This is a genomic window from Micromonospora sp. NPDC005194 (assembly GCF_040608335.1).
In the GTDB taxonomy this organism is placed as follows: domain Bacteria; phylum Actinomycetota; class Actinomycetes; order Mycobacteriales; family Micromonosporaceae; genus Micromonospora.
Map to the genome: position 1 here is coordinate 23,171 of NZ_JBEXIA010000052.1, position 9,859 is coordinate 33,029.

The 9,859-nt window shown below is 74.8% G+C and carries 6 protein-coding genes; 3 read left to right on the top strand and 3 right to left on the bottom strand.

Annotated features, from left to right (window positions below):
* Positions 1 to 183: 183 nt before the first annotated feature.
* The 3 genes from ABZU53_RS29370 to ABZU53_RS29380 all read right to left on the bottom strand — a co-directional run bounded on the left by ABZU53_RS29370 (position 184) and on the right by ABZU53_RS29380 (position 4,506).
* Positions 184 to 1,644: a GTP-binding protein gene (locus tag ABZU53_RS29370; RefSeq protein WP_355068759.1), complete on the bottom strand. Its 1,461-nt coding sequence runs from the start codon at positions 1,642 to 1,644 to the stop codon at positions 184 to 186.
* Positions 1,641 to 3,503 carry a dynamin family protein gene (locus tag ABZU53_RS29375; RefSeq protein ID WP_355068766.1) on the bottom strand — a complete coding sequence of 621 codons (1,863 nt, stop codon included), beginning with the start codon at positions 3,501 to 3,503 and terminating at the stop codon, positions 1,641 to 1,643. The genes ABZU53_RS29370 and ABZU53_RS29375 overlap by 4 nt, the downstream gene beginning before the upstream one ends.
* A gap of 115 nt (positions 3,504 to 3,618) precedes the next feature.
* Positions 3,619 to 4,506, bottom strand: a complete 888-nt coding sequence (locus tag ABZU53_RS29380; protein WP_354859869.1) for an IniB N-terminal domain-containing protein — start codon at positions 4,504 to 4,506, stop codon at positions 3,619 to 3,621.
* 296 nt (positions 4,507 to 4,802) lie between these two features.
* Between ABZU53_RS29380 and ABZU53_RS29385 the strand changes: the two genes are divergently transcribed.
* The 3 genes from ABZU53_RS29385 to ABZU53_RS29395 all read left to right on the top strand — a co-directional run.
* Positions 4,803 to 6,068 carry an Hsp70 family protein gene (locus ABZU53_RS29385; RefSeq protein WP_355068760.1) on the top strand — a complete coding sequence of 422 codons (1,266 nt, stop codon included), beginning with the start codon at positions 4,803 to 4,805 and terminating at the stop codon, positions 6,066 to 6,068.
* 5 nt (positions 6,069 to 6,073) lie between these two features.
* The gene (locus tag ABZU53_RS29390) at positions 6,074 to 8,650 is read left to right on the top strand and encodes a LuxR C-terminal-related transcriptional regulator (RefSeq protein ID WP_355068762.1); all 2,577 of its coding nucleotides are present in this window, start codon (positions 6,074 to 6,076) and stop codon (positions 8,648 to 8,650) included.
* A gap of 43 nt (positions 8,651 to 8,693) precedes the next feature.
* A partial coding sequence (locus ABZU53_RS29395; protein WP_355068764.1) for a nitrate- and nitrite sensing domain-containing protein occupies positions 8,694 to 9,859 on the top strand: 1,166 nt, incomplete at its 3' end.

Below are 9,859 nucleotides of genomic sequence, written 5' to 3' on the forward strand. Positions count from 1 at the left end.
CTGTCGATCGTGGACGGACGGGTCGGACCTGACATCGTTGTCATCGGACGTGCGTGACAAGCGAGGGCAGAACCGTGGATGTTGGGCAGATGCTTCCGCGCGACCACGGCCCTGTCAATGGGTTGACCGGAAGGAAACACGCCGACCGGGGCGTCCGGGGTGGGCGCCCAGGGCCGGCGGCGCTCAGCGACCGCCCGCGGCCAGCTCGGCCAGCATCCCCTCGCAACTGCGGACCACGACCTCGGCGCCCCGGCGCTGGGCCAGCGGGAGCGAAGGATCCTCCGCCCGGTCCCGCCACCGCCACTGGGCGTCGGCGGCGACCTCCCAGAGCCGCTGCACGGTCGCCTCGTGCTCCACACCGAGCCGCGCGGCCAGACCAACCCCCTCGCCGCCCACCAGCCGCTGCGCCTCGGCCGCCAACTCGGCGTCGAAACCGAGACGGGCGTTGCGCAGCGCCACCAGCAGGCGCAGCTCCCGGAACTCGTGCGCACCCGCCAGGATCTGCTCGATGGCGCCGACCAACTCGTCGGCCCCGCGCACCGGCTCGGCCCGGACCAGGGCCTCCACCGCGGCCAGTGCCGAGCGCGCCTTGAGCGTGTCGCGACGATCGACGAAACAGCGGGTCATCGACTCCCGCAGCTCGGTGAGCCCACTGCGCCGGATCAGCTCGGCCGACAACGCCACCCGGGTGTCGAACCCACCGCGCACCAGGGTCGTCGCGAGCCGGATCCCGAAGAGCCCGAACCGATCCAGCAGACCGCCGCGCACCTCGGAGTCCAGGTGCACCGGAAGCTCGCCCCGGACGAAACGGTCGGCGGAGAGCAGGTGGGCCTCCAGCTCGGCGCGGGACGCCCCGGCCAGCGCCGCGAGCGCGGCGAAGTCGGACTCGCTCAGCATCCGGCCCGCGAGGCCGATCGCCCCGCTGCACGCCACCACGTTCACCGCCAGCGCGCCCACCCGGGGATCCCGGTGGTGCCGTCGGGCCAGCTGACGGGCGGTGAGCAGCCCGTCGATCCGGCCGCCGCCCACCTCGTCCGCCCGGGACAACACCATGATCACGTTCACCGGGGCGGCCTGCCCGACGACACTGTCCCGAGCGGACTCCAACACCCGCAGATCACTGTCGCGGCCGTCGCGGGTCAGGAACAGCACCGCGTCCGAGTCCCGCAGGACGCGATCCAGCACCGGCGCGTGGCCCTGCTCGTCGACCGCCGCGAGCGCCGGGGTGTCGATCAGCGTCACCTGCCGCAACGCCCGCGTCGGCCACCGCACCACGATGTCGCGCACCTCCCCGACCCGCCAGCCGAGATCCACCCGCATCCCGGTCGCCGACTTGACCACCGTCAGCTCCTGGGGAGGCTGGCCCACCGGGTAGGCGGTGGCGCGTGGCGAAGCGCCGTCCTCGTACCAGGTGAAGACGCCGTCCGCGCCCTCGACCGGCGCGACCTCCTCCCCCATCAACGCGTTGAGCACCGTCGACTTGCCGGCACGCCAGGGGCCGGCCACCGCGATCCGCAGCGGCTGCTCCAACCGCGCCACCTGGTGCCGCAACCGCCCGACGGCCCGCGCGTCGTGCTGGTAGACGTCCATGGCCTGGTGCAGCAGTCCCCACGCCGCCTCGTCCAGCCGCACCCCGACGGTCATGCCCGGGGCTCCAGCAGCACCGGGGTGGACCGGGCGCCGGTCAACTGCTGGGACTGCTCGTAGAGCGCGGCCAGGCGGGTCATCTTCAGCCGGATCTCCCGTTGCCGCTGCTCGCGCAGGGCGACATCGGTGTCGGCCTCCTGCTTCGCGCTGCGGAACGACTGCACGATGGCCTCCTGCAACTCCTCGGTCAGCCCCGTGAAGTGATCGCGCAGCATCCGCTGCACCTGGCGGGTGGCGTCGCGGCAGTCCCGAACCATCCGGACGAAGAACTCGTCGACATGCCGCTGGATGGCCGTCTTGACGGTCGCCTGGCGGCGGCGCAGCAACTGCTTGCCCTCGTCGCGGATGCTCTTGCCGCCGAAGAGCGCGCCGATGCCGACCGAGACCGGGTTGATCATCGGCATTCCGGCCAGGGTCGTCGCGAGGCCGAACATCAGCATGCCGCCGTACGAGCCCTTCATGCCGGTGAACAACTTCTGGCCGGTGGTGAACTTGTCGATCCTCGGTCGCTCCAGGTCCGGCAGCCGGTCGCCGAGATCCGCCGGCATCGTCATCGACCAGGGCGGCAGCACGTCGTAGCCGTACCGGTTGAAGTTGGCCGCCACCCGACGGGCGATCCAATCGCAGCGCTGGATCAGCCACTCGTGGTTGGCTTCCGCGGCCTCGACGAGACTGCGCTCCAGCCACTCGGCGAAGGTGTCCCAGGCGACGAGGGGGTCCGCCGCGTCGAACGCCTCGTCCACGGCCCGCAGGATCTGGCGGGTGCGGTCGCGCAGGTCGTACTCGATGTCGGAGAGCAGGTCGGTCATCTCGTCGGCGAGCGTGTTCTGCCACCGGGTGGAGCAGCGGCGCAGCTCGTCGACCTCCCGCTGGGCGGCGTGCAGCCGGGAGATCGGCCCGGACTGCTCCTCGGCCTCCTGCGTCGCCAGCTCGGCGCGCAGCGGCGCGGCCAGTTGCTCCACCACCGTACGGGCCACCGCCTGCACCGACGCCCGCGCCAGGTGATCGGCCTTGCCGGTCAGGTCCCGTTGCAGGCGGGCGATCAGCGCCGGAAAGCCGGACTCGGCGTTGAGACCGCGATCGTCGGTCGTCGCCGCGCGCAGCCGCAGGGTCGCCGACACCGGAATCAGCGGCGCCGCGACACCGGCGTCGGCGAGGTGCTGCCGGTTGCGCTCGGCCACCGCACGCCAGTCCGCCACGAGATCGGTCTTGCTCTGCACCACCATCACGTTCGGCTGCGAGCGCGTGACGTGCAGCAGCATGTCCAGCTCGGCGACCGAGAGTTCCCGGGTCGAGTCCGAGACCAGCAGCACGGCGTCGGCGCGGGTGGAGGCGGCGACCTCCGCGGCCCCACCGAGCGCCGCGACCTGGTCGGTGCCGGGAGTGTCCACCAGCACCAGTCCGGCGGCGAGCAACGCGCGGGGCAACCCGATCTCGACGTACGCCGGACCGCCGCCCGGCCGCCGCCCGAGCGTGCCGGACACCCCGGCCGCGATCTGGTCGAGCGCCAAGGGGGTCCGCTCGACGAGCGTCGCGGCCGGGGCGCCCGCGGCGCCGGTGGGCCGTCCCGACACCGGCGGCGCCTGGACCACGGCCGCGGAGGCGGCCTCGGCGTGCTGCACCACGGTCGGCAGGACGGTGGTACGTCCGTCACCGACCGGGCAGGCCGGCGCGTTGATGATCGCGTTGATGAGCTGACTCTTGCCCTGGTTCGGCTCGCCGACGACCAGGACGCGCAGCTTCGGGTCCAGCAGTTGGGCACGCTTCTGTCGGACCGTCTGAAGCAGGTCGCCGCGACCGTGTGTGTTGCACGTCCGGGCGATCTCGTCCAGTACGTCCAACCAGATCCCCGCCATCACCGCACCAAGTGTGCGGATTTCGGCTCAATTATCAAGAGGGACCGGAAAGGAAACCGGAGAGAGCCGGGCCGCCCGAGGCGACCCGGCCTCCCGCTTCCGACGGGAATCCCCGTCAGAGCAGACCGCCGGTGATGCCCAGCAGCCCGTGGTCCGACGAGGCGGGCCCCCCGTCGTGCAGGTCGCCGGTCACACCGTCGGTGACCCCTCCGGTCACGTCACCGACCGTGCCGGTGACACCGGGGAGGAGACTGTCCACGTGGTGCGTGACGCCGCCCACCACGGACGGGACGTCGACCGGCGGCACCACACCGCCGACGGCGCCGTGCCCGAGGCCCAGGCCACCCAGGGTGTCGTGGACACCGAGGGAGCCGACGATGCCGTCGACCTGACCGTGCACGCCGGAGAGGACACCGCCGGTCACGTCGCCGCCGAGCACCGGATCGGTGACGCCGAGTACACCGGTCGGGTCCCCGACGGTGCCGGTCACGCCGCCCAGCACCGGGTCGGCGATGCCGTCGACCGGCTGCACCACGTCCGCGTCGAGGGTGTGCGCCACGTCGGCCACGCCGGTCAGGTCGGTGTCGAGGCCGCTCGGGCCGACGCCCAGGCCGAGACCCGGAAGCACGGTCACCCCGGCGGCGACGGTCGTCGGGTCCACGGCGATGGCGCCGAGCACTCCGGCCTTGACGTCCACCCCGGCGGGCGAGCTGGTGATGCTGATCTGCTGCGCCACGCTCTGCAGCTGGCCGACCACGTCGGTGGTGTCGGTCACCAGCGGGTCGAACCCGAGCTGCCCGACGGCCGGAACCATCGGCGCGAGGCCCTGTCCCGGCGCGTAGTCGACCACGAGCGGCACCACGTCCTGCACGTCGGCGGCGGTGATGTCACTGAGCCCTGCGGAGTGCAGCGCGCCCTCCGGGTCGAGGTCGAAGGCCGACCGCGCGTCGGGGTTGGTCAGCAGGTCGAGCACGAAGTCGTGGAGGGTCTGTTGCGAGTCCATGTGCCGGTTCTCCTCGGATTGGCGTCGGCGACCGTCGTTCGTCGACAGTGACGTTATTGCGGGGGCCGATCCCGGACATCGGGGCTCGGCCCGCATCCGATCCGGCCGCGTTAGGGCCTTGATCGGCTCCACCGTTAGGGGGACTGGGGGAAACCGTCCCGGGCAGATTAGGGTCCCGACCGGGGAGCGATCTCTGGTACGAACGTAGGAGCCCGCGGGTTCGCCGGGGGTGGGTCGCCGGGCAGCGCCGACGCCATCGCCACCAGCCGGCCAACTCGCGGAAAGAGAAGAGACGGATGCCGTACGTCCTGGGGATCGACATCGGAAGCACCAACACCGCCGCCGCCGTCGCACGGCGCGACGGCCGGACCTGGACGCGCCCGGAGGCTGTTCCGCTCAACGCCGGCTCGCCCCTCGTACCGTCGGTGCTGCACCTGGCCGAGGACGGCGCCCTGCACATCGGCGGGCCCGTCACCGACGACGGCAGCCGCACCACCAGGGACTTCGTCCGCCGCATCGGCGACGACGTGCCCCTGCTGCTGGGCGGCGAGCCGTGCGCGCCGCAGACGCTCACCGCGGAACTGGCCGCGTGGGTGGTGGAGCAGGTGCACGCCGTGGAGGGCGGCCCGGCCGAGGCGGTCGTGCTCAGCCACCCGGCGGCCTGGCGGCCGTACCGGCGGGAGCTGCTGCACCGGGCGCTCGTCGAACTCGGTCTGCGCACCGTCACGCTGCTGCCGCGTACGGTCACGGTCGCCGAGAGCCACGCGGCCCGCGGATTCGCGGGCACCACGGCCGCCGTCTACGCGTTGGGCGGCGCCAGTTTCGAGGCGGCCCTGGTGCAGCGCACCCCGCGCGGCACCTACGAGAGCTTCGGCACCCCGCAGGGTCTCGACCCGATCGGCGGCGCCGACTTCGACGAACTGCTGGCCAGCCACGTACGCACCGTGCTGTCGCGGGAGCTGGCCGCCACCGGCCGTCGGGAGCACCACGCCGCCCTGCGCGGGCTGCCGGCCGAGTGCGACCGGGTCAAGCGGGCGCTGACCGTCGAGCTGGCCGCCGACGTGGTGCTGAGCCTGCCGACCGGCCCGGCGCGGATACCGGTGACCCGCGCGCAGTTCGAGGCCATGATCCGCCCGACCGTGCAGGCCACAGTGGACCTCCTGCTGCGCACCGTGCACGGCGCCGGCCTGACTCCGACGCAGCTCGACGGCGTCCTGCTGGCCGGCGGCTCGGCCCGCATCCCGCTGGTCACCGAGCTGATCACCGCGGCGCTTCCGGTCCCGGTCGAGGTGGAGCCGGACGCGCAGCTGACCGCCGCCATCGGGGCGGCGAGCGCGGCCTGCCAGGTGGTGTCACCCCGCCCCGGGCACCCCACTCCGGTCCGCGATCCGGCGCCGGTCGCCGGCTCCGGCCGGGCCACCATCCCGGCCCTGCGACGACCCCGGAACCACGCCACCGATCCGGGCGAGCCGCCACCCCGCCCTCCGGTCCGGATCCTCCCCCTCGACCTGCCGAAGGCGTCCCGCCTGGCACTGACGCTCAGCCGGGGACGCGAAGGATGACCACAATGATCATGAATGACGTCGTCGAGTCCCGACTGGTGCTCGGCAGAGCACCCCGGGCCCTGCTAAACCGGGTCGCCGACGATCCGACCGGCCCGCTCCTGGTCGGGCTGGCCGGCCCCGCCGGTCACGGCAAGACCGCGCTGCTCGCCGAGCTGACGCGCAGCCAGCAACGGGCCGGGGTCACCGTGCGGACGGGCGTCCCGCAGCCGGGCGATCCCGTCGACCCGGCCGAGCTGCTGCTGGTCGACGACGCGCACCTGCTCGACGACGAGCGGATCGGCGTGCTGCTGGGCCTGGTCGCCACCCGGCGACACCGACTGGTCGTCGCCCACCGGCCCTGGCCCCGGTCGGCGGCCCTCTCCGAGCTGACCGACGCGCTGCGCCGCGAAGGGCAGGCCGTGCTGCTCGGCCCGTACGCTCGGGAGCAGACCGCGGCCCACCTCGCCGCCGCCGCGCCCGAGCTGGCCCACCGTGGCGACCTGGTCGACTTCGTGCACACGCAGACCGGTGGCGTCCCCCGCGACGTCGAGCGGCTGACCCGTGGCCTGCGCACAGTCCCGGGCCTGACCAGCGCCCCGGCCGAACCACCCCGGTCCGTCGTCCTCGAATTCGCACCGGAGCTGGAGATCCAGCCCACCGCCGTACGACGGCTGCTGCTCGCGGTCGCGGCCGGCGTACCGCTGCCGGTGACCATGCTCGGCCCGCTGCTCGACCAGGAGCCGGAGGCGGTCGACGAGCTGATCGCCACGACCCGGGCCGCCGGGCTGATCGGCGCCGACGGCCGGCTCACGCCGATCGTCCGGCGGGCCGTCACCACGCTCAGCCCGGCCACCGAGCGCAGCGCGGTCTGGCGTCGCCTCACCGAGTTGCAGCTCGCCCGGGGCGGCCCGGTGCTGCCGCTGGTGCGCTCGCTGCTCGCGGTGGGCGTGCTCGGCGACTGCCCGGCCCCGACGCTGGCCGCGGCGGCGCAGGAGGCGCTGGCCGACGAGCCGGCCTTCGCCGCCGACCTGTTCGCCGCCGCCACCGCGGCCGGGCACCCGACGAGCGCCCGGCAGGCTCTCGCCGCCGCGCTCGCCGGCAACCTCGACGACGCGCTGCGCCTGGCGGACCGGCTGCTGGCCGCCACCGATCCGACGGACCGCGCCGAGGCGGCCGTGGTGGCCGCGACCGCTCTGGCGCACCGCGGCCACACCGGCCGCAGCGTCGAGCTGTACCGGTGGTCGGGCAGCGCCTCGTCGCTGGCGTACGCCACCGTCGGCGGGCTCGCCACCGGCGATCTGACCGCCGCCGGGCCGCCGGTGGACGGGTCGGCCGTCGAACCGCCCACCCTGCACGCCAGCGCCGCCCGGCTGATGGCCCAGGGCGTACGCGAGAGCGTCACCGGCACGCCGAGCGCGGCGCTCTCCGCCCTCGTCCAGGCCGCCGCGCTGCTGGAGCCGGACGGCCGGGCGGCGCTCCTGCCGGACAGTCCCGCCGCGCTGGCCGCCCTGACCGCCGTGCACTCCGGCGAGCTGGACATCGCCGAGCAGGTGCTGCACCGGGCGCAGGCGGCCGGAGTCGGCGGTCCGCTGATGGCCCGCCGGCACCGGCTGTTGCAGGCCTGGATCCTCATGGTCCGGGGCCAGACGCTCGCGGCGGCCGAACGCCTCGCCACGGTGACCGCCGACGAGCGGCCGTTGGAGTCCCGTGACCTGCTCTTCGCCGCCGCGCTGCGGATGGGCATCGGCCGGCGCACCAGCGACCTCGGTGCGCTCAAGCGGGGGTGGGGCCAGGCCCTGGAGGCGGTGGTTCGCCATCCCGTCGACCTGTTCACGCTGCTGCCGCTGGGCGAACTGGCCATCGCGGGCGCACGGCTGGGCGACGCCGCCCGGTTGGCGCCGTACCTGCGGGAGGGCCGGGCGCTGCTCGACCGGCTCGGCGCCCCCACACTGTGGAGCGTCCCGCTGCACTGGAGCGGGTTGCACGCGGCCATCCTGAGCGGCGAGCCGGCGGCCGCCGACGACCACGTCACCGCCCTGCTGGCCGCCGCGGACCACAGCCGCTACGCCGCCGTGGTCGCCGCGGCCGCCGAGAGCTGGGTCGAGGTGCTGCGGGGCGTGGTCGACCCGGTGCGGGTGGAGGCCGCCGCCCGTGGCCTGCACGACACCGGACTGTGCTGGGACGGCGCGCGCCTCGCCGGGCAGGCCGCGATCCGCACCTCCGACCGGCGGGCGATGACCACCCTGCTGGAGTGCGCCCGGGTGCTCCAGGGCCGGCCGGCCGCCGCCACCGGTGGGCCGCTACCGGCGGCCGGCGAGAGCGCCACCCCGGCGGCGGGCGCCATCGCCGCCCCCACCCAGCAAGGGCTCAGCGACCGGGAGTACGAGGTGGCCGAGTTGGTGCTGGCCGGACTGACCTACCGGGAGATCGGTGATCGGCTGTTCATCTCGGCGAAGACCGTGGAGCACCACGTGGCCCGCATGCGCAACCGGCTGAACTGCGCCAACCGTGCGGAGCTGCTGGCGCTGCTGCGGACCGTCGTCGCCGACCGGGCCAGCGACGCCGCCGGGCAGCCCTGGCCGCAGCGGTCGGCGCGATGAGCCGGAAGCGCCACGGGTCACCGCGGACCGGACGGAGCGCGACGTGACGCGCACCCCCGAACGGCGACTGCGGATCCGGCTCGTCGCCGCGGCGGCGGTGCTGCTCACGCTCTGGTCGTACGCGGCCTACCTGACCGGTCAGGACGCGGTCGACCTGCTGCGGGTGCGGACCCTGGCCGACACCCTGGGCCAGCCCATCGACCGGCTGATCCTCGGCCTGCAGACCGAGCGCCGGGTGACCGCCGAGTCGCTGGCCAGGTCGGCGCCGGCGCGGACCGCGCTGGCCGGCGCCCGCGAGGTGACCGACCGGGCGGCGGCGGACGTCCGGGCGTTTCCGACCGGCCGCGATCTGCGCCTGCTCAGCGCCGGGGCGGTACGCGACCGGGCCGAGGCGCTCGTCCGGCGGTTGAACGGGCTGGGCGCCGTCCGGTCCCAGGTGGACGCCGGGTACCTCGACCGCACCGGGGCGATCGACGGGTACGACCAACTCGTCGACGCCGCCTTCGACGTGTACGGACCGGAGTGGGGCGCGTACGAGAGCAGGTTGGCGGTCGAGACCCGCGCGGTGATCGCGCTGGCCCGCGCCCGCGAGTTGCTCGCCCGGGAGGACACCCTGGTCAGCGCGGCCGTCCTGAGCGGTCGGATCAACGCCGAGGAGCGGCGCCGGCTTGTCGAGCTGGTGACCACCCAGCGGTACGCCCGCGCCGAGGCGGCGGCCGGCCTGCCGGCCGGCGGCCGGGGCGCGCACCAGCGTCTCGCGGCGGGCCCGGAGTTCGCGGGTCTACTCGCCGTGGAGGACGCGCTGCTGCGGACGGACCGGGTCGACGCGCTGCGCGGGATCAGCGCGGCGGACTGGCGGGCGGCGGCGGACGCGGCCCTCGGCGCTCTGCACGAGCTGGTGACGACCACCGCCCGCGGGAGCGTCGAACGGGCCACGCCGGGCGCCGCGGTGATCGTCGGGCGGACCGGCGCGGTGGTGGGGCTCGGGCTGATCGCCGTGCTGGCGGTGCTGCTCGGCTGGGCCGCCACCGTGCGCCGCCTGACCGACGAGCGGGCCCGCTCGGGCACCGACCCGAGCCGGCCCGAGCCGGCCCCGGTCCCACCCGCCGACGACCAGCCGCCCGCCGGTCAGACCGGCGGCGGTCAGGCCGGCAGCGGTCAGGCCGGCGGCGGTCAGGCCGGCGGCGGTCAGGCCGGCGGCGGTCAGGC

Bases quoted from the DNA above. Each gene is read 5' to 3' on its own strand.
- ABZU53_RS29375 (WP_355068766.1), bottom strand. From the start codon at position 3,503: ATGGCGGGGATCTGGTTGGACGTACTGGACGAGATCGCCCGGACGTGC.
- ABZU53_RS29385 (WP_355068760.1), top strand. From the start codon at position 4,803: ATGCCGTACGTCCTGGGGATCGACATCGGAAGCACCAACACCGCCGCC.
- ABZU53_RS29370 (WP_355068759.1), bottom strand. From the start codon at position 1,644: ATGACCGTCGGGGTGCGGCTGGACGAGGCGGCGTGGGGACTGCTGCAC.
- ABZU53_RS29380 (WP_354859869.1), bottom strand. From the start codon at position 4,506: ATGGACTCGCAACAGACCCTCCACGACTTCGTGCTCGACCTGCTGACC.
- ABZU53_RS29390 (WP_355068762.1), top strand. From the start codon at position 6,074: ATGATCATGAATGACGTCGTCGAGTCCCGACTGGTGCTCGGCAGAGCA.